At 66.1% G+C, this 19,353-nt stretch carries 19 protein-coding genes; 14 read left to right on the plus strand and 5 right to left on the minus strand.

The annotated features are described in order from the left end of the window. The first annotated feature begins 40 nt into the window (after nucleotides 1-40). From BIWAKO_RS30865 to BIWAKO_RS30895, 7 genes are all read left to right on the plus strand, one after another. The gene (locus BIWAKO_RS30865; protein ID WP_069881890.1) at nucleotides 41-1,057 is read left to right on the plus strand and encodes a PLP-dependent cysteine synthase family protein; all 1,017 of its coding nucleotides are present in this window, start codon (nucleotides 41-43) and stop codon (nucleotides 1,055-1,057) included. Nucleotides 1,058-1,595: 538 nt separating this feature from the next. Further along, a complete protein-coding gene (locus tag BIWAKO_RS30870; RefSeq protein ID WP_069881891.1) occupies nucleotides 1,596-2,132 on the plus strand; it encodes an OsmC family protein in 537 nt (178 codons plus the stop codon). Nucleotides 2,133-2,185: 53 nt separating this feature from the next. Then, nucleotides 2,186-3,208 carry an ABC transporter substrate-binding protein gene (locus BIWAKO_RS30875; RefSeq protein WP_084652054.1) on the plus strand — a complete coding sequence of 341 codons (1,023 nt, stop codon included), beginning with the start codon at nucleotides 2,186-2,188 and terminating at the stop codon, nucleotides 3,206-3,208. Continuing rightward, nucleotides 3,195-4,214, plus strand: a complete 1,020-nt coding sequence (locus BIWAKO_RS30880; protein WP_084652056.1) for an ABC transporter permease — start codon at nucleotides 3,195-3,197, stop codon at nucleotides 4,212-4,214. Before BIWAKO_RS30875 ends, BIWAKO_RS30880 begins: the two co-directional genes overlap by 14 nt. After that, nucleotides 4,208-5,014, plus strand: a complete 807-nt coding sequence (locus BIWAKO_RS30885; RefSeq protein ID WP_069881892.1) for an ABC transporter ATP-binding protein — start codon at nucleotides 4,208-4,210, stop codon at nucleotides 5,012-5,014. Before BIWAKO_RS30880 ends, BIWAKO_RS30885 begins: the two co-directional genes overlap by 7 nt. Before the next feature lie 42 nt (nucleotides 5,015-5,056). Next, on the plus strand, nucleotides 5,057-5,425 hold the full coding sequence (copC, locus tag BIWAKO_RS30890) for a copper homeostasis periplasmic binding protein CopC (RefSeq protein ID WP_069881893.1): 369 nt from the start codon (nucleotides 5,057-5,059) through the stop codon (nucleotides 5,423-5,425). A 1-nt stretch (nucleotide 5,426) separates the two neighbouring features. After that, the gene (locus BIWAKO_RS30895) at nucleotides 5,427-7,202 is read left to right on the plus strand and encodes a CopD family protein (protein ID WP_069881894.1); all 1,776 of its coding nucleotides are present in this window, start codon (nucleotides 5,427-5,429) and stop codon (nucleotides 7,200-7,202) included. A gap of 157 nt (nucleotides 7,203-7,359) precedes the next feature. Here the strand turns inward: BIWAKO_RS30895 and BIWAKO_RS30900 are convergent, their stop codons facing one another. Further along, complete coding sequence (locus BIWAKO_RS30900) at nucleotides 7,360-8,013, minus strand: LysE family translocator (RefSeq protein ID WP_201788672.1); 654 nt, start codon at nucleotides 8,011-8,013, stop codon at nucleotides 7,360-7,362. Between the two features lie 9 nt (nucleotides 8,014-8,022). Next, nucleotides 8,023-9,258 carry a Zn-dependent hydrolase gene (locus tag BIWAKO_RS30905; RefSeq protein WP_069881895.1) on the minus strand — a complete coding sequence of 412 codons (1,236 nt, stop codon included), beginning with the start codon at nucleotides 9,256-9,258 and terminating at the stop codon, nucleotides 8,023-8,025. 704 nt (nucleotides 9,259-9,962) lie between these two features. Here BIWAKO_RS30905 and BIWAKO_RS30910 point away from each other — a divergent pair. The 5 genes from BIWAKO_RS30910 to BIWAKO_RS30930 all read left to right on the plus strand — a co-directional run bounded on the left by BIWAKO_RS30910 (nucleotide 9,963) and on the right by BIWAKO_RS30930 (nucleotide 11,733). Then, the gene (locus BIWAKO_RS30910) at nucleotides 9,963-10,484 is read left to right on the plus strand and encodes a hypothetical protein (protein WP_244523597.1); all 522 of its coding nucleotides are present in this window, start codon (nucleotides 9,963-9,965) and stop codon (nucleotides 10,482-10,484) included. A 157-nt stretch (nucleotides 10,485-10,641) separates the two neighbouring features. Next, complete coding sequence (locus BIWAKO_RS36225) at nucleotides 10,642-10,785, plus strand: hypothetical protein (protein WP_176733447.1); 144 nt, start codon at nucleotides 10,642-10,644, stop codon at nucleotides 10,783-10,785. Between the two features lie 3 nt (nucleotides 10,786-10,788). Further along, nucleotides 10,789-10,983: a hypothetical protein gene (locus BIWAKO_RS30920; protein WP_069881898.1), complete on the plus strand. Its 195-nt coding sequence runs from the start codon at nucleotides 10,789-10,791 to the stop codon at nucleotides 10,981-10,983. After that, entirely contained in the window at nucleotides 10,983-11,219 is a 237-nt protein-coding gene (locus tag BIWAKO_RS30925) for a hypothetical protein (RefSeq protein WP_069881899.1), read from the plus strand. The genes BIWAKO_RS30920 and BIWAKO_RS30925 overlap by 1 nt, the downstream gene beginning before the upstream one ends. Nucleotides 11,220-11,529: 310 nt before the next feature. After that, entirely contained in the window at nucleotides 11,530-11,733 is a 204-nt protein-coding gene (locus tag BIWAKO_RS30930) for a cold-shock protein (protein WP_069881900.1), read from the plus strand. A gap of 348 nt (nucleotides 11,734-12,081) precedes the next feature. Here BIWAKO_RS30930 and BIWAKO_RS30935 read toward each other — a convergent pair whose 3' ends face one another. Continuing rightward, on the minus strand, nucleotides 12,082-12,600 hold the full coding sequence (locus BIWAKO_RS30935; protein WP_069881901.1) for a Crp/Fnr family transcriptional regulator: 519 nt from the start codon (nucleotides 12,598-12,600) through the stop codon (nucleotides 12,082-12,084). A gap of 132 nt (nucleotides 12,601-12,732) precedes the next feature. Between BIWAKO_RS30935 and BIWAKO_RS30940 the strand changes: the two genes are divergently transcribed. Together BIWAKO_RS30940 and BIWAKO_RS34585 are read left to right on the plus strand one after the other, a co-directional pair. Then, nucleotides 12,733-13,467 (plus strand): SDR family oxidoreductase, encoded by a 735-nt coding sequence (locus BIWAKO_RS30940; RefSeq protein WP_069881902.1) that lies wholly within the window; start codon nucleotides 12,733-12,735, stop codon nucleotides 13,465-13,467. Next, complete coding sequence (locus tag BIWAKO_RS34585; protein ID WP_084652059.1) at nucleotides 13,464-14,117, plus strand: TVP38/TMEM64 family protein; 654 nt, start codon at nucleotides 13,464-13,466, stop codon at nucleotides 14,115-14,117. Before BIWAKO_RS30940 ends, BIWAKO_RS34585 begins: the two co-directional genes overlap by 4 nt. 87 nt (nucleotides 14,118-14,204) lie before the next feature. Here the strand turns inward: BIWAKO_RS34585 and BIWAKO_RS30950 are convergent, their stop codons facing one another. Both BIWAKO_RS30950 and BIWAKO_RS30955 read right to left on the minus strand, forming a co-directional pair. Then, a complete protein-coding gene (locus BIWAKO_RS30950; protein ID WP_069881903.1) occupies nucleotides 14,205-16,727 on the minus strand; it encodes a rhomboid family intramembrane serine protease in 2,523 nt (840 codons plus the stop codon). A gap of 242 nt (nucleotides 16,728-16,969) precedes the next feature. Next, nucleotides 16,970-19,348: a hybrid sensor histidine kinase/response regulator gene (locus BIWAKO_RS30955; protein ID WP_069881904.1), complete on the minus strand. Its 2,379-nt coding sequence runs from the start codon at nucleotides 19,346-19,348 to the stop codon at nucleotides 16,970-16,972. Between the last annotated feature and the right edge of the window lie 5 nt (nucleotides 19,349-19,353).

The raw sequence follows: 19,353 nt of genomic DNA on the forward strand, positions 1-19,353 counted from the left end.
TTCGGTGGCATGCGCCACCTCTCCTCAGAGCGAGAGCATCATGGGAACGCAGAACAACCACTTTGCGGCGCTGGTCGGCAACACGCCGCTGCTGGAACTGCGCCGCTTTGCGGACAGGCTAGAGGTCGCCTCCCGCATCTTCGCGAAGATCGAGTATCTGAACCCGGCCGGCAGCATCAAGGACCGCACGGCCTGGGGCATCATCCGCGAGGCCGAGGAGACGGGGGCGCTGAAGCCCGGCCAGCTCATCGTCGATCTCACCAGCGGCAATACCGGCATCGGCCTCGCCGCCCTGGCAGCGGCGCGCGGCTACCGCTCGAAATTCTATCTCCGCAACACGATCAGCGAGGACAAGATCCGGTTGCTGCACCAATATGGCGCCGAAACCGTCCTGATCGACAACAGCGTATTCCTGGAAACCGGTGCCATCCACGCGATCATCGACCGCGTCCGCCGCGAGAATCCCGATGCGTATTACACCAATCAGCGGGGCAACCCGGCAAACCCTCGGGTTCATTTCGAGACGACCGGGCCGGAAATCTGGCGCGAGACCAAGGGCGAGGTCGACATCTTCGTGGCCGCGGTCGGCACCGGCGGCACGATCTCCGGCACGGGCCGCTTCCTGAAGGCGCAGAAGCCCGGCGTGAAGGTCGTCGTCGTCGAGCCCGGCGCGGCCTCGATCCCCTCGGCCGAGACGCCCTACCCGGACAGCATCGAGGGCGTCCACAAGGTGACCGATGTCGAGGCCGCCTACCTGCCCGAAAATTTCGACGCTGCCGTCGTCGACGAGGTGATCGTGACCGACACGGCGCAGGCGCGCGCGTTCGCGCAGGCCCTGGCGCAGGAGGAAGGCATCCTGGCAGGCACATCGTCGGGCGCGGTGCTGTTTGCCGCCGCGGCCCTCGGCCGGCGCCCCGAAAACGCCGGCAAGACAATCGTCGCCATCGTCGCCGATAGCGGCGAACGCTATCTCAGCCCTCCCAAGCTCGGCCCCAGCGTCGCACGGACGGAAACGGCGAGGCCGGCATCGCTCGCGGCTGTCGCCGCAGCCTGGTGAGATTCGGCAGGGCGGGGTTTGGCGGATCTGATTTTCGTCACCGGACGCCTCGAACAGAAACAAATCATCGCCTCCCCGCAATCAAAACGCCTATTTTGTTTCATTGCCACAAATAATCATCTGAGCAATAATCTTGAACGTGAAGAGTATTCCTGACGTCTTCACCGCGGGATTTGCTGGAGCAGCTTGCGCCGCGTCAACAACGCTAAAAGCACCACGATCACTCGTGGGCTCCTCTCTTGCTTTGGAGACGCGAATGCCCTTCCCGTCTGAACTAACAACGGTCGGCCGGCAGAACCCCTGCCATCGAAGGTTATGATTTCGGAGATTTAGGCTGGCGCTCATCGCGGCCGCGGACAAACCGCGACAGCGGCCTTCCCGCGCATCGGCCTTTCCCGACGGGACGTGATGTTCACGCCGCCCGGACGACCTCTCCCTGGATTTAGACTTGTCTCCGATGCGCCGGCTCCCAGCGGCGCAGCGGCCGGGCGAACGCGCGAATTCCGTCTCCCCTTTCCCATCCGCAGAGCTTTAAACCATGTCCGATCTCACGGAATATCTCGCCCAGAAGCGCGACGCCCTGTTGCGCCGCAAGGCCCATGCCCGCACGCCCGAGGCCCGGCCACAGCGCCTGCAAGCCCGGGCAACCGCCGAAGGGCGCAGCGGCGTCCGGCGCATCCGGATCCGCGACTTCCAGGTCGTCAGCGACAGCCCGCCGGATTTCGCTGGCTACGATCTCGGCCCGAGCTCGCCGGAACTCCTGCTCGGCGCTTTGTCCAGCTGCCTGACGCACACCTACCTGATCCAGGCGGCCGACCAGCAGGTCGATCTGCGGGATGTCTCGGTGGAGGTGCAGGGCCAGCTCGATCCCCGCGCCGGCACGCCCGGTTTCGAGACGACGCCGGTCTATCCGCACGACCTCTCCTACACGGTGCGGCTGACCACCGATGCGACCGATCTTGACGCACTCAACGCGGCCGTCGAGCGTTTCTGCCCGATCCTGAACCTGCTCCGGCGCGGCACGGAGGTGCGTGGAACGGTCGAACGCATCCCGGCCAGCCGCGCCGCCGCCTGATTTTTCCAAAGCCCTGAATAGAGGCCGCTCAGAGCAGCGGCAAAGGAGCGAAGATGACCCTTCTCACCAGCCAGCCCACCCGCCGCACGCTGCTGCGCGGCGCCGCCGCCCTCGCCGCCGCGCCACTCGTCGGTGTCGCCGGGCACCATGCCTTTGCCCAGGCCGCGCCGCTGGCGCAGCGGCAGACGATCAAGCTCGCCTGGGGCCAGACGGCCGTCTGCCAGTCGCCGATCTCGGTCGCGCTGAAGCAGGGGCTGTTCGAGAAATACAATATCGCCGTCGAGCCGGTGAACTTCAGCGGGCCGACCGATGCGCTGCTCCAGGCGATCGCGACCGGCCATGCCGATGGCGGCATCGGCATGGCACTGCGCTGGCTGAAGCCCCTCGAACAGGGCTTTGACGTCGGCCTGAGCGTCGGCACCCATGGCGGCTGCATGCGGCTGCTCGTCGCCGAGAATGCCGGCATCGGCAGCCTGAAGGACCTGAAGGGCAAATCCGTCGCCGTCACCGACCCGGCGAGCCCGGTGCGCAATTTCTTCGCCATCCGGCTGGCCGAGATCGGCCTCGATCCGGAGAAGGATGTCAGCTGGGTGCAGTATCCGCAGGATCTGTTCGGCGAAGCGCTGAGGAAGGGCGAGGTCCAGGCGCTGGCCGGCGACGACCCGCATCTCTATCTCATCCGCGAGCGCGACAAGCTCGTCGAACTCGCCACCAATCTCGAGGGCCAATACGCCAAGTCGACCTGCTGCGTGCTCGGTCTGCGCGGCGCCCTGATCCGCGACCAGCCGCAGGTCGCAGCCGCGGTTTCCCGCGCTATCGTCGAGGCCCAGGCCTGGACCGCGGCCAATCCCGACAAGACGGCCGAAATCTTCGCCCCCTTCGTCCCGGCGAAGGTGACGCCCGAGACGGTGGCGGCGATCCTGCGCAGCCATACCCATGACCACCACTCCACCGGAGCGGCGCTGCGCGACGATGTCGCCCTGTTCACCGAACAGCTCAAGCTCGTCAACGTGATCCGCAAGAGCACCGACGCCAAGGCCTTCGCGAAGAAGATCGTGCCCAATGTCGCCGTTTGAACAGACAGGCTCCGCCGCAAGCTTCGAGCGGCCGCCCCTGCAGGTCGATGGCGCGGTGCTGGCGCGGGGCGCGCTTGCGACGGTCGCCTGGACCTCGGTCGCGGCCTCCGTCACCCTGCTCGCGAACAGGAAGGTCGGCTTCGCCGAACCGCTCTATGTCGACCAGACCAATCTCGGCCTGGCCGCATGGGCGGTCCTGCTCGCGGTTGCCACGACGATCGGCGCCGTCTGGCCGCCGCTCGGCGCGCGGCTCGGCCGGGCCGCGCCCTGGCTCGTCGTGCTCGCGCTCTTCGTCGGCGTCTGGGACCTGCTGACGGCCAAGCTCGGCCTGCTTCCGGTGCCCTTCTTCGCGCCGCCCTCCTCGCTGGTGGAGGTCTATGCCGAGGACTGGCCGCGGCTCGGCGAAAGCGTGCTGCACTCGCTGCGGCTGCTCGCGCTCGGCTTCCTGTTCGGCACGGTCTCCGGCTTCATCACCGGCGTCGCGATCGGCTGGTCGCGCGGGCTCGGCTACTGGGTCCACCCCGTGCTGCGATTTCTGGGGCCGATCCCGTCGACCGCGCTCCTTCCGATGTCCTTCTTCTTCTTTCCCTCGAGCTTCTCGGCGGCAATCTTCCTGATCGCGCTCGCGACCTGGTTCCCGGTCACGGTGCTGACCTGGTCCGGCGTCGCCAGCGTGGACAAGGCCTATTACGACGTCGCCCGCACGCTCGGCGCCCGCCGCTCGTTCCTGATCTTCAAGGTCGCGATCCCGGCCGCCCTGCCGCATGTCTTCGTCGGGCTGTTCATGGGGCTCGGCGCTTCCTTCTCGGTGCTCGTGGCGGCCGAGATGATGGGCGTCAAATCCGGCCTCGGCTACTACCTGCAATGGGCCCAGGGCTGGGCGGCCTATGCCAACATGTATGGCGCGCTGATCGTCATGGCGCTGATCTTCTCGAGCCTGATCACGTTGCTCTTTGCTGCGCGCGACCGGTTGCTCGGCTGGCAGAAGGACGTGGTGAAATGGTAGCCGTGCAATTCGCCTCCGCACCGGAGCGGGACGTGCCGACTGCGCGCGGGGCTGATCTCGTCATCTCCGGTGTCTCGCATGCCTTCGATCTCGAGGGCCGGCCGCTGCCGGTGCTCGACGATATCGACCTCGACGTCCGGGCCGGCGAATTCGTAGCCCTGCTCGGCCCGAGCGGGTGCGGGAAGTCGACGCTGCTGCGGCTCGTCGCCGGGTTGGAACAGCCCTCTCAAGGCCGGATCGCGGCCGCCGGAGAGCTGATCACCGCTCCCGACCCGTCCCGCGTCGTCGTCTTCCAGGACCCGACGCTCTATCCCTGGCGCACCGTCTGGAGGAATGTCGCGCTCGGGCTGGAGGCGCGCGGGCTGCTCGCCACACAAAAGGGCCGTGTCGACGACGCGCTGTGGACGGTCGGTCTCGCCGGCTTCGAGCGGGCCTTTCCGCGCCAGCTGTCCGGCGGCATGGCGCAGCGCGCTGCACTGGCGCGCGCACTCGTCAATGATCCGAGCGTGCTGATCCTCGACGAACCGCTCGGGAAGCTCGACTCGCTGACGCGGATCGCGATGCAGACCGAGATCGCCGAACTCTGGCGCCAGCGCGGCTTCACCACGCTGCTCGTCACCCATGATGTCGAAGAGGCGCTGTTCCTGGCGCAGCGCGTCATCGTGCTGAGCGAGCGCCCGGCCCGGATCAAGGCCGAGATCGTCAACGACCTGCCCTACCCGCGCCATCGCGGCGACCCGCGGCTGGCGGAACTGCGCGGGCAGGCCCTCGCCCATCTCGGGCTCGACGCCAGCTGGTGATCGCCAGGCGAAAGCCCATCTCTCCATCACAGGACCATCTTCATGTCTCGCGTCACCGGGCTCGCGCTCGCCCTCTCTCTTGCCGTCTCCACCTTTGCCGCCTCACACGCCTTCGCCCATGCCCATCTCAGGACCGCTTCGCCGGCGGAGGGCGCGACAGTCGCCGCCCCGGCCGAGATCGTGCTCGGCTTCACCGAGGCTCTCGAGGTCAGGCTCAGCAGCATCACCGTTCGTGATGCGCAGGGCCAGGCGGTGCAGGCGGCCCCGGCGGAAGCCGTGCCCGGCGACGGCAAGGCGCTGAAGATCCGCCTGAAGGCGGCGGCGCCCGGCCCCTACACGGTCGAATGGGCGGCGACCTCGGTCGATACGCATCGCGTCACCGGGCAGTACCGCTTCATCGTCAGGCCCTGATGTGAACGGGTTCATCGAGGCGGCGCTGCCGGCGATCCGCTGGCTCCATCTGGCCGCCTTGCTGTCCAGCCTCGGCACCGAAGCCTTTCGACTGCTGGCATGGGGACGACTGGGCGCCGCGCCGGAGGCTGCCTCGTTGCTGCGGAGGTTGACCTGGTTCAGCCGGGCCGGCGTCGCAATCTCCCTTGTCAGCGGCGTCGCCTGGCTCTGGTTCCAGGGCGGCGCCATGCTGGGAAACGCCGTCGCAAGCCGGGAGGCGGCGCTTGCCGTCCTCCAGACCCGCTTCGGCGAGACCTTGCTGCTGCGCCTCGCCTTGCTGGTCATCGCGCTGTGGCTGCTGCAGAGCGAGAAAAGCGGGCGATCGATCGCCCTGCCGCTTCTCGCCGCTGCTGCCTTCCTGCAAGGCGGGCTCGGCCATGGCGCGGCGACCGAGGGCTGGGTCACGATCGCCCTTGGCCTGCATGTCGTGGCAGCCGGGCTCTGGCTCGGCGCGCTGCTGCCGCTGCTCGCGACCTGCACTCTCCTGCCCGCGCAGGCCGCCGCAATCGCACGCCGTTTCACGCCGCTCGGCCTCGCCTGCGTGCTGACGCTTGCCCTCACCTCGCTGATGCAGGTTCAGGCGCTTCTCGGCACGCTGGCGGCGACGCTCGGCACGAGTTACGGCCGGCTCATCCTGCTCAAGCTCGTGCTTTTCGCGGGCCTGCTGGCGATCGCAAGCGCCAGCCGCTTCCGCTTCGTGCCGCAAGCGGAAGCCGGCGGTTCGACACGCGGCCTGCGGCGCGCCCTCGCCCTTGAGACCGGCCTCGGACTGGCCATGGTCGCGGCTGCCGCAGCACTCGCAAGCCAGCCGCCGGGCATCCACGAACAGCCGGATTGGCCCCTCCCGCTGCGACCTGTTCCGGGGCTCTGGGACGATGCCTATCTGCGCGACGGGCTCCTGCGCCTGCTCGGCCCTGTCGCCATCGCGGTCGCGCTCTTCGCGCTGGCTTTCCTGCTGCGCAAACTGCGCTGGCCGGCCCTCGCGGCCGGAGCCGTCGCGCTGTTCTATGTCCAGGTGCCGCCATGGCGGCCCTATGTCGTCGCCGCGGTGCCGACTAGCTTCCAGCTCTCGCCGACCGGGCATTCCGCGCGCGCGATCGCAACGGGCCGGGCGCTGTTCCAGCGCGACTGCGCGAGCTGCCATGGCAGCGACGCGCGCGGCCGCGGTCCGGTCGCGGTCGCGCAAGCTGTCTGGCCGCCGGATCTCTCGGCGCCGCTGATCGCAGGCCGGCCGGGCGGAGAGCTGTTCTGGTCGATCCGGCATGGCGCCGAGCCGATGCCGGCGGCAACCGGGCTCGAGGATGCCGAGATCTGGGCCCTGATCGATTTCATCCGGCTGCGCGCCGGCGCCCGCATCTATGCCCCCTCCGAGATGCGCTTTGCCGGGGCCGCCCGCATGCCGGGCTTCGTCGCCCGCTGCCGCGACGACGCTATCCTGGCGCCGGGTAATGGCCGGGTCCTGCGCCTGTGGATCGAGCCCGGCCCGCTGGGCGCGACGGCGCAGGTCCAGGCCGACGGCGCGGTCGCCCGCTGCCCGGTCGAGGACCCCGAGCCGCTGGCCGCTGCGCTCGCGGAACTGACCGGCGGCAAGGCGCCGCCCGCGCAGGTTCTGATCGACGCCAATGGCTGGCTGCGCCGCGCCTTCAAGACCGAAAGCAGCGCCTCACCCGACATCGTCGCGACCGAATTGACGCTCATTCGGGAGCAGCCCTTTGACGCCACCTCCTTGCACCACTGATCTGCGGTCGCGAATCTGGTGTCCGCCTGCCGCGGCGATGACTGGGTCGGGATCGAGTGCGCGACCCGGCCGCCGGCGCTGGCTATGCCGATCCAACCAGGTCACCGGCCTGTGGCGTTTGACGGTCCTCAGTCCGGCGAAGTCATGTGTGCGCTCATCAGCGTCCGGCGACGCCAGGCGGTGTACCGTGGCTCACGACCAGTTGCGCCGCGATTGCGAGCATGACCGTACCCAGCACACCGTCCTGGATTCTTGCGAACCAGGCATTCCGTGAGAGCCAGCCGCGGAGCTGCGCCGCCCCTCCCGCAATGCCAATTCCGACCAGAAGCCCGAGCGTCTTCGAAATGATCGCGAGGATCAGCAGCTGGCGCCATATCGGCCCGGCCGCGGGATCGGCGAATTGCGGCAGAAAGGCCGTGAGGAAGAGGAAGACCTTGGGATTGAGCAGATTGGTGAAAAAGCCCTGCCAGAACACCGTTCGGTCAGCGGCCGCCAGCGCCGGAACTGCAGCTGCTGCCGGGGCAAGACAGCGCCTGAGCGCGCGGAAGGCGAGATAAGCGACATAGAGGGCGCCGGCCAATTTCACCGCCATGAACAGGCTTGGCGACTGCTGGAAAACCGCAGCCAGGCCGATCACCACGAGCGGTATTTGCACGAATCCCGCGGCCCAGGTTCCGACCACGCTCAACAGCGCCAGGCGGAAACCCTGGGTGATGCCACGGGTCAAGGTCAGGGCCATATCCGGGCCAGGCGTCAGGATCAGGGCCAGACAAGCAAAGACGAACAGGATCAGTGTCGGCGCTTCGGGCACGCGTGTCTCCTAGTTTGCGGCGAGCTGCGCGACGACGTCGAGCAGGATGTTCGCCCCGGCAACCAGATCCGTTCCGGACGTATGTTCGCGCGGATTATGGCTGATGCCATCGACGCTCGGCACGAAGATCATCGCCGCGGGCGCGATCCGGGCGATCATCTGGGCATCGTGGCCGGCCCCCGAGGTCATGCGCTTCGCGGCCAGCCCGCGACCGCGCGCGGCTTTCTCTATGAGCTCCACGATGCCGCGATCGAATGTCACCGGCTGGAACCGCGCCAGCCGCTCGACGGAGATCGTCACATCCTCGGCGCCCGCCAGTTCCTTGAGATGGTCGGCCAGCGCGTCCTCCTCTTCGAGAAGGCGCTGCTCATCGGGATCGCGCAAGTCCACGGTGAAGGTCGCGCGCGAGGGGATGACGTTGATGGCGTTCGGCTCGAAGCTGATGCAGCCCACCGTCGCGACCGTCGGTGTGTTCGAAGTCCTGGCCCGGTCGCGTAGAAAGGCGATGACGCGGGCCGCGGCATAGCCGGCATCGCGACGCATCGACATCGGCGTCGTGCCTGCATGGTTGGCATGTCCGTCAATGGTTACGCGCTGCCAGGAGATGCCCTGGAGGTTCTCGACCGCGCCGATCGGAACGCTTTCGCGATCGAGCACCGGCCCCTGCTCGATATGCAGCTCGATATAGGCGTGCGGCTTGAGGAAGCCCGGCTCCTCCTGGCCGGCATACCCGATGCGCGCAAGCTCCGCCCCGAGGATTGTTCCGTCCGTGCCGACCGTCGCCAAGGCTTCGTCGGCGCCGAGCCCACCGGCATGGACGAGCGAGCCCATCATGTCCGGTGCGTAGCGCACCCCTTCCTCGTTGGTGAAGGCAGCGACCGCGATGGGACGGGCAGGCGCATAGCGGGCCTCCTTGAGCGTCTCGATCACCTCCAGCGCGGCCAGCACGCCGTAACAGCCGTCATAGATGCCGGCATCGATGACCGTGTCGATATGGGAGCCGAGCAGCAGCGGCCGCTCGCCGGCGTTTTCGGGCAGCTTCCAGATGCCGAACACATTGCCGATCCGGTCGATGGCGACCTCAAGCCCTGCACCTTGCAGCCATGAGACGAACGCGTCGCGGCCGGCTTTGTCGGCATCCGACCCGGCAAGCCGTGTCAGCCTGCCATCTGCGAGGCGGCCGATTTCGCCGAGCGCCCGCAGGCGGTCGAGCAGGCGCTGCGAGTTGATCGAAGCCTTGCTCATGGCAGGGTCTCGACGCGGTGGCCGTCAGCCGCAGCGCGGGCGGCTTGCGAGCGCGGACACGCGCGTCCGGCGTCGGCCGGCACCCGCGTTTCGGCACCGGCGGAATCAGGCGGCTGACGATATCTGGCGAGATGGTCGAGCAGGAGCATACGGGCCTCTTGGGATCACCTGCCGAAACGATATTGCATGGCGATCGAAAAAAGCGCTCCAATTGACCGCCCCAATTGTACGTTTGTTTCATCGAGGCTTAAGTGGTCGACGCGGCCGTTGCCCTCGCCCCTTCGATCGCGCCGATCTCGCTGTCCCTGGAAGGACGACACCACGCCTCTATCCTGGGCCGGTGCGTCGTCTCGAAGGACACGGACCCCGCATTCGGAGCAGAGCCGCCGCCAGCCCAAAAATGCGCCGCGGAACGTGGTTCGGCACGCAAACTCTGGTATTATTGTTTGGGAGGCAATTGCTCATGCGTCGGCTGCGACATGAGCTTGGAGACGCGCTCCAGGCATCGGCGATCGGAGATGCAGTCTCGTCCCAGGCTCCGTCGAAGCCAATCGGGTTGGCGTGCGACCGCGCGCTTGATCTTGGTCGGGGGACAGGCGCCCGGCGAAACCACACACGCCTCAAACGCAAGCAGGTGGTCTCCTGATCTGCAGCGGCGCGGAGCGTCAGCTTGTTCCGCCGCTCACACCATGGAGGAACCAACGATGACACCTGTCAAAACAGTGTTTCTCTCCGGGTTACTCTTGTCCTTGGCCCCCGGGGTCGTCCTCGGACAGCCGATCGAAAAGAAGGGGACCACGCCCTACGTGACGCACTTCATCTTTCGACCTTTGATGAACATCGACATTGCCGGCCTCGGCACGGCCACCTCGCTGGAGGCAGTCGGCACCACCCAAAACATGAAGGGTGAAAAGATGTTCGACAAGATGTCGGCACAGTGCACAGCGCTGAGCATCGCGTCGGGCGACAAGAAATACATCGACGGTGCCTGCGTGCTGGCCGACGCCGATGGCGACAAGATTTTCTCCACCTTTGATACGCGGGACCTCGACAAATCGCAGCCGGAGATGGGTTGTGGCACCCATGTCATCACCGGCGGCTCCGGCAAGTACAAGGGCATCACCGGGCGTGAGCCCTTTGCTTGCCTGGCGATGCCTGTCCTGGCCGGCCCCGGCGGATACACCGCGATGGACATCCCGCATAATACGGTGTGGGAGATCAAATGACGGGAACATATCCGATCGCAAGTCTGGCGGCCGAGAACCGGCTCCAACCACTCTGATTGAGAGCCCGGCCCGACCGCCGGGCTTCTTTCTGCCCGGTGAAGACGTCGCTGCTGCGCGGCGGGAAGCCAGCGGCGAGAAGCACGGAGATGGTTCGATCATGCTGGTCGAGATCGCCGCGATGGGTGGGTCGATCTGGTCGCAGCGCCGTGAACATCGCCCCGCTCGCCATCGCGTTGTCGCCACCGGAACCTTGACTCTCCAGTCCCACAATGTTCCTATTTTGTTCTTGTTACAGGAATGAAATATGCCCGACGACCAGCCGGCCATCACGGTCATCACCGATCAGGATATCGACGCGGTGCTGCGCGAGGCCGAGGGAGATGCGCGCGAGGCGATCCGCATGTTGCTGCATGATCTCGCAGTCCTGGCCGCTGATGCCGAGCGACTGGTCTCGAAGGGTTTTGTGCGCGGTCGCGCGCCGTGGAAGAGGATTGGATGATGGTGACGCGCACGCAGAGGCATTTCTCGCCCTATGACGCGGAGAAACTCCTCGCCCTGGTCGAGAGCGCCCACCGCGAGATTGGGCAGTATCAAGCGACGGTGCCGCTCAATTCGGCGATCCACACGGCACTGAAGGCTTTCAGGGATGCGGCGACCTTGCTCGCGGATACTGCGCGCGGCGATGTCGGGACGGGGCGCTCCTTGCCGTCGCACGCGAGACCAGAGCAGTCGTGAGCGATACCGGCGGGCAATGGACGTCCGCCTCCCCTGACGCAGGTTGCGCGCGGCGCAATGATCATCGCCTTTGGAAAGATCACGCGCCGGCGCAGGGCATGATCGATCCAGCCCTACCGGATGTGTATATTGACGCATCAGCGCCATTTGATGGCAACTTACAGTTGTGATGATAAACGATTGTAATCGTCGGCCAGTTACGCTTCACGTTTGATCTCGACAACCTTGTCTTTTCGGTCAATTCTTTCCCCGTGGGTCGTCGGATCAGGCATCCGCCTCCCGCAAGACGCAATCTTCAGAGGATGCGGCTATGGCGACGGGAAACGTGAAATGGTTCAATACTGAGAAGGGTTTCGGGTTTATTCAGCCGTCAGACGGCGGCAAGGATGTGTTTGTACACATCACAGCCGTGAAAGAGGCCGGCATGATGACTCTGACCGAAGGACAGAAGGTCGCTTTCGACTTGAAAACCGAACGCGGCAAGACAGCGGCAGGCTCCCTCCAGCTTCTCTGATCACCGCCTGACGTCTTTTGCGCCGAAACGGCTTGCCACCTGACGGCATGTCCTGACATCGCATTTGCGCGGTCAGGCAGCGTTTGGAAGGCCAGGACACCCATCGATCAGGCGCGCCGGGCGGATTTTACGCCCGCCCGCGCAGGCTAGCCCGCGTGGGTGAGACGCTGCGGAACCGGGAACCCGGCCCTGCGAACCTTCGGTCAGCATGGCGTGATCGCTGTCGATGAAATTGCGGTTGGCGACGGAGCGGGCAGGACGGCCCGGGATGCCGAATTCGAACCGCCGCAACGCAGATTGCTTGTGCGAGGCTATGGTTGAACGTCACGGTTCCGGCGTGCAATGCCGTCACCCTGCTGCGCTCAGGCGTCGTTTGATCCTGCTGAATGCAATGGGCGTGATGCCGAGATAGCGCGCGATATCTCCCTGGGAGAGACGGCTCAACAAGCCCGGCTCGAGCATTTGCATGGCCCGAAATCGCTCCGCGGCGGAATCGCAGAGCAAGGCCTGCTCGCGGCGCGATTTGCGCTGCCTGACCCAATCCGCGAACTGGCCGTAGGCGCGCTGCAGATCAGCGTTCTCGGCGATCTGCTGCTGCAACCATGGCAGGGGAATCCGGATGATCGTGGAAGGTTCAAGTGTTCGTGCGCCGAAGGCCGGCCCGGTATCCTCGACCGCGAACAGGCCCTGATCCGCGATGAAGCTCTTGATCCGCTCATCGCCCTCGGGCGTGACGTAGACCAGCTTGATCAGCCCCTTCGTGAGGATGAACAGATCAGCGGGCGCATTGTCCGGATCGAACAGGACATGGCCCTTGGGGTAAGCCCTGACGGCCCAGAGTTTGTCGCCCCAGAGCCTGTCCTGCAAGGCAAGCTCCCGGAGCTGACCCAGGAGTCGGCCGGCCGGAAAACCTGGCTCATCTAAACCCGGGTTCATCGGGAACGCTCGAAGGCATGGCAGGAGGACCAACGACAGGCAAAAGGGAGAGAAGACATCGGAATGCGTACCCCGCTTTCTCTATCCTCGAAAGTCGTTCTGACGGGCGGCACCTCGGGCATTGGAGCCGAGATGCTGGAAAAGCTCCTGTCCGGCGGGCACTCCGTCATTGTGCTGGCACGAAGCGCAAGCCGGCTCGAGCCGCGCAACGGACTGGAGGCGATCGATATCGACTTGTCCGATCCTTCGGCGGTCAGGGCGGTGGCAGCCGACATCGCGGCGCGCCATGCGGATGTGAGCGTGCTCATCAACAATGCGGCGCTCCAATATCCCGTCGCTCTGACCGATCCTAATTTCGATCCCCTGAAAATGGACGCCGAAATTGCGGTCAACCTGCTGGCCCCGGCCTTGCTGACCCACGGGTTTCTGCCGGGTCTGAGACGGCAGGGCATGGGGACCGCGATCGTCAACATTTCATCGGGACTGGCTTTCCTCCCCAAACAGCGGACAGCGCTCTATTGCGCGACCAAGGCGGCGCTGCACAGCTTTTCCCAAAGCCTGCGCTACCAGCTGGAAGCGGACGGGGTGGCCGTGATCGAGGCGATCCTTCCCCTCGTCGAGACCCCGATGACCGCGGGGCGCGGCAGCGGCAAGATATCGGCGCGCGAGGCTGCAGAGGCGATCCTGGCGGGCGTCAGGCGTGCGCGGCCGGAGATCCATGTCGGAAAGGCGAGGCTCTTGCCGCTGATATCCAGGCTGGCGCCCGGGCTCAGCCGCAAGATGATGCGCGGCTCATGAAGGGCCTTCTGAAAGTCGCGCTGGCCCTCGCCCTTGCGTTCGCGTCAACCGCGCTCATCGTCAAAGCGACAGGCCTGGTCTCCGAGCGCAGTGCGCTCGCCTTCATCGAGGCCGCGAAGGAGATCAACCCGCTCTATCTGGGAGTGGGCGTCGTCCTGCTGCTGGCGATCGACCTTTTGATTGCGGTGCCCACCATGACGACGATCCTGATCGCCGGATATGCGATGGGCCCGCTCCTGGGCGGAGCTTCCGCCGCCACCGGGCTGATGCTGTTGGGGCTTGGTGGATACGGGATGGGGCGTCGCTTTGGCAGACCCATCCTCGCCAGGCTTTTCAAGGATGGCGAAAAGCTCGCGGAGATCGAACGGGCCTTTGCGAAGAACGATCTGCTCACGCTGTTTGCCTGTCAGGCGCTGCCGATCCTGCCCGAGCTCAGCTGCACCATTGCCGGAATAACCCGGATGCGGTTCCGACGTTTCCTGTTCGGCTACTCAGTCGGCGTCATACCCTTTGCCTTCATCGTCGCCTGGGCGGGTTCGAAGAGCACTCTGAGCAATCCCGCGCCGGCGATCTATGCTGCGATCACCGTCAGTGTCGGACTTCTCCTTGCCTGGACGCTCATCCGCAGGCGATCTTCCTGCACGGCCTGAGAGCCATGACGATGCGACGGCGGGGCAGCGAGCGACGCCCCCGAATTGCCCTCTCCGCCGTTGCGACCAATGTTTGACCCACGCGCGTCACCGCTCGATCAGCCGGTGCTCGGTGCGGGCGGCCGCCCATTCCACGAAGGTCTTCGGGCAACTCGTGGCCGCATAGAAGATGAACGGGTCGGCCTCGGCCTTGGCATTCTCCAGAAGGTGCCATTCGCCGAGATAGAAATTCGCCTCGCAGGTCTGGTCGCCATGCGTGACTGGGTCCCGGCTCTGCGTCGCGGCGCGCAAGACGTTGCGATCGATCTCGCCGCGATAGAACTGGATGATCGGGGCTGGCCAGACCGTCATGTCGACCCCCTTGGCGGCGGTGGCGAGCCGCCCCCCTCGCCCCGAACGTGCGGAGACGATGTGCAGCCACAAGGCGGCGTAGGCATCATCGGGCTTGAGCGTCAGGGCCCGTTCGAGGCCCTGAATGGCCTCGTCGGGCCGTCCGTCGAAGAAGGCAAGCCAGCCGCGATAGCGCAACGCATTGACATTGTCCGGGTCCAGCGCGAGCGCCTGATCGAACCTGGCGATCGCGTCGCGCTGCCGGCCCATGGCGTCAAGGATACCAGCCATGCCGACCAGCGCCTCGGCACTGGACGGTTGCAGGCGAACCTGGGCTTCTGCGTCCTCGAGCGCTGCATCGAGCAAGCCAAGCGCGAGCTCCGCCTGGGCGCGCAGGCCAAAGATCCCGGGCACGGGCGCCGCCGCGGTGGCAATCGCGCGGGTGTAAAGGTCGCGCGCGGCGTCCCAGTCCCGCGCCTTCCGCCGCGCTTCGCCGACGACAAGGAAGGCGTTCTGCTCGACTTTGGGGAGATCGCCGGGGGACAGGGCGGCCTGGGTCCTGCTGACCAGCGTCAAGGCCCTCTCGCGCACAAGCTTGTCGTTGCCGACCGCCACAGCATGGGCGAGATGGCTGCGCGGATCGCGCGGATACTGGCGAACGAGCTCGACGGCGCGTGCGAACCATTCAGCATCGTCCTTTGGCAAGCGCGCCGGCGGAATCGTCATCCGCGCCAGGGCTACGTCACCAAAGCCCGCGCGCGGGATCGAGAGGAATGGCAGGGCTGTAAGGCCGAGTGCGACTGCAAGCGCAGGGCGGGCCCAGCGCGGGCGCCGCGTCCCGGCATCCCAGGACAGCAGGATCAGGGCGCCGAGAATGGCCCCGGTGAGAGCCCCGCCGCCATGGCTGGCATGGTCGAGCTGGCCAGCTGCGAGCCTGCCGCCGGCGAGGAAGGTCGCGAGCAGGATCGCGACGCAGAATGCCTGCAGCCAGAGGCGGCGGGCATCGTCGGCAAGCCGGAGGCTCACCACGAGGCCCGCAGCGATCACGGCCATGATGGCGCCGGAAGCCCCTGCACCAATCAGGGTTGCCGGGTTCAGCAGGATCGAGCCGAGCGCCCCCGCAAGCCCGCCGAGCAGGAAGATGGCGAGAAGCCAGCCCATCCCGAGGACCGGCTGCAGGAACCAGCCGGCGATCGCCAGGATGACGACATTGCCGATCAGATGCGCCAGGCTCCAGTGCAGGAACATGGCGAGGGCGAGGCGGTACCATTGCCCGGCCTGGATAGCGAGTTCGCTGGAGACGCCGCCGAACAGCACGATGGTCATGCCGGTGACACCGAGGCTCTGCGACCGGACGTAGGTTTCAACCAGTTCGCCGATGAAGACGAGGATGAGGAGAGCCGCCAGCGCCAGCGTTGCCCAGGGGACGGGCCGGAGACCGGCGGACAGCGCGGCTTGCCCCGGAGCGCCGCCGGGAATGCCAGGTTCGGCACCAGGGGGCTGCTCGGGCGCGACCTCCCTGGCCCCGTTCACCAGGCGGAGCACGGTGGTTCCCGCGGCTTCGTCGTAGAAGGCGTCGCGCCCCCGCGCGATCGCGTACAAGGCGGCGATCACCGCCATGGCGTGCGGCAGGTTGCCGAGGGAACCCAGGATGGATTCCAGATCGTTCGGAAGCGGCCCCCCGAAGCGAAGGGCCGCGAACAGCAGGACCGCCATTGCCAGCGACGCCAGGCCGGGCAGCGCGAACAGGATGTAGCGCCGGCCAAGCGCGGCGCGGATCTCTGCTGCGGTGGCCGGCTCGTCCCACCGTGGCAGGACGCGCAGGGACAACAGATGGCGCCCGAGGCTCGGCACGCCGCGGATCTCCAGCAGCCACCGCATCAGCGCCAGCAGCGGCCATTGCAGGACCGACAGGTCGAAGGCCAGCGTCATCTGGTCCCCAGCGTTCAACGCATAGCTGAGCGAGGTCGTGACGCTTGAACCGGCCTCCTGCCGTGACAGCGTGTAGAACCGGGCGGTCGGCTGCCCGAGCAGCGATTTCGTGCAGATGCTCTCCGCGGTCGGCCGGAAGCCGACGGGGCTCTCGATCGTCGCGGGGCGGCCTTGCGCGGGCCGGCAATCCGTCATGAAGCTGGAGCCGTCGATCAGCGCCCCGTTCGACAGCGGGAACAGGACGGCCGCCAGTGCCTGGGTGACGATCATCACGACGACAAGATCGATCAGGAATGCGAGGCCGCGTCGCAGGACGCCGCCCTTCACCCAATCCGGTGCGTCCCCCATGCCCCCATCCCGATCATGGCCGGCAGCCCTTTGCGCTGCTTTGGTCGGCCGCAAGCTCAGGTTGTCATGAATAGGGGGCGCCACTCAGCTTGTCACGGCCTCGCCAAATCGGCCGGCCAAAGGATTGGTCTCGTCGTCGTAACGACACCAAGCCAGCACGGGAATGGGCAGAAACGGTACGCCCTCCGCACCTGCCCTCACCACTGCCATGACATCGAAGTCGCCGTTGATGCGGCTGCGCGTCAAGTGCTGGCCAGCATCTCGCTGATTTTCCGTCCGAGCTTTTCCAGGTCGAAGGGCTTCGTGATCATATCCATGCGGTCTGCCAGAAAGTCGGTCCGGTTGACCGCATTGGCCGCATAACCGGTGATGAAGAGCACCTTGAGATCCGGCATCTTGCCCTGCGCGATCTCGGCGAGCTGACGACCGTTCATTCCGGGAAGACCGACATCGGAGATCATCAGGTCGATATGCGGGTTCGCCCGCATGACGGCGAGCGCCATATCCGCGTTCACCGCTTCGAGCGTCGCATATCCCAGATCCTCGAGCACCTCGAGCACCAGCAGGCGCACGGCCGCATCGTCTTCGACGACCAGCACGGTCTGGCCCGCACCTTCCGGGATCGCGGCGAGATCGGCATCGCTTTCGCCGCCGATATCCGCCTGGCTTCGCGGGAGATAGAGGGTGATCGCCGTTCCCAGGCCGGGCTTGCTGCTGATCGCGACAGTGCCGCCCGATTGCTGCGTGAAGCCGTAAACCATCGACAGGCCGAGGCCCGTGCCCTGACCAATCGGCTTGGTCGTGAAGAACGGATCGAATGCCTTTTCAATCACGTCCGCGGCCATGCCGACACCGGTGTCGCGCACGGTGATCGCGACGAAATCCTGGCGCGCGTGAATGGCCAGCCCGGCGATTTCGCCGGGCGCAAGGGTCATGTTCCGCGTTTCGATCGTAAGCTGTCCGCCATCGGGCATCGCGTCGCGCGCATTGATGGCCAGGTTCAGGAGGGCGTTCTCCAGCTGGTTGCCATCCGTGACGGCCGTCCAGCAGTCGGCAGAGGGCTGGATCAGCAACCGGATCTGTTCGCCAAGGCTGCGGTCGAACAATTCCCGCATGCCGATGATCAGGTCCCGCACATCCACCGGCTTGCGGTCCAGGGGCTGACGTCGGGAAAACGCGAGCAAACGATGCGTCAGGCTGGCTGCGCGCTGCGCCGAGATCGTCGCCGCATCCATGAAGCGGTCGATGCCTTCAAGGCGACCCGAGGCCATCCGGCGCTTGATGATGTCGAGCGAGCCCATGATGCCCGTCAGCATATTGTTGAAATCGTGAGCGATGCCTCCCGTCAGCTGGCCGACGGCTTCCATCTTCTGGCTCTGGCGCAGCTGTGCCTCGGCCTCCCGAAGCGCCGAAGCCTGTTCCCTCTCGACCGTGACATGCCGGCCGTAGAGATAGACCGCGTCTTCTTCGCGTGTGGCCGTCCAGGAGATCCAGCGCAGCGAGCCGTCGACATGGGTCAAGCCGGTTTCGAAGGACGCACGGCCCGCCGCAAGCACGGAGGCGAGCTCCGCGCGAAACGCAGCGGAGCCGTCTTGCGATGCCAGATCGGCGATGGGCCTGCCGATCAGCGCGGCGCTATCATGCCCCAGCACGGCGGCCCAGGCCGGGTTAGCATCGGAGATGCGGCCGTGCAGGTCCGTCACCGCGAGCAGATCCTGCGAGTTCTGCCAGATCAGATCGCGATCCCGTGTCCGCTCGCGCACGCTCTCCGCGAGGTCCTCGTTCAGCTGCCTGAGCCGCTCTTCATTGAGCTTCGAAGCGGTGATGTCATAGGCCACGCCGATATAGCGCAGCCGGGGACCGGTCAGGTCCCTGACATACTCGCCGCGCCGGGTCAGCCAGCGCGAGGCGCCATTATCGGCTCTCGTGATGCGGAATTCGACAATCTTGTCCGGCTTCGGGGTCTCGGGAAGGATCGGCTCGATAATCGGGCGATCCTCCGCATGAACCAGCCGGTTGACGGTGCTAATCGGCAGGACCCGCGTGGGATGGAGGCCAAGCAAGGCGCAGAACTCTTCCGAGACCGTCACGGTGCCATAGCCTTCGGCATGCTCGAATGTGCCGATCGCTCCCGCCGACTGCGCAATCCGGAGTTGTTCCTGCGTGCGCTTCTGATCGGTGATGTCGACGAGGCTGCCGACAAATCTGATCGGCACATCATTGTCGTCGAAAATCGCCCGTCCCTTGGCGTGGACCCAGCGCATGCTGCCATCGGGCCGGATGAGACGGTACTCTTTCGAGAAAACTTCGGCGCCGGCAAGAATACCGGCAACCGCGAGCCGAATCCGCTTTTGATCGTCCGGGTGGATGTTCGCGAAAAAGCGACGGGCGGGAACCCCGTTGGCGAGTTCGACCGGATCCTGTGAGAGAAATGCTGCAAAGCGCGCATCGCCCCGGAGCGTCTTCGCCGGAATTGCCCATTCCCACGCCCCGGTCGCCCCGGTCGCCTCCAGGGTCAGATGAAGGCGCTGCTCGGCCGTTCGGATTTCGCCCTCCAGGCGGCTGAGCTCGCTTGCCAGCCGCTGTCGCTCGATCTCATCGGCCCCGATGCTCTCGCCCATATCAG

The sequence above is a fragment of the Bosea sp. BIWAKO-01 genome (assembly GCF_001748145.1).
GTDB lineage: Bacteria > Pseudomonadota > Alphaproteobacteria > Rhizobiales > Beijerinckiaceae > Allobosea.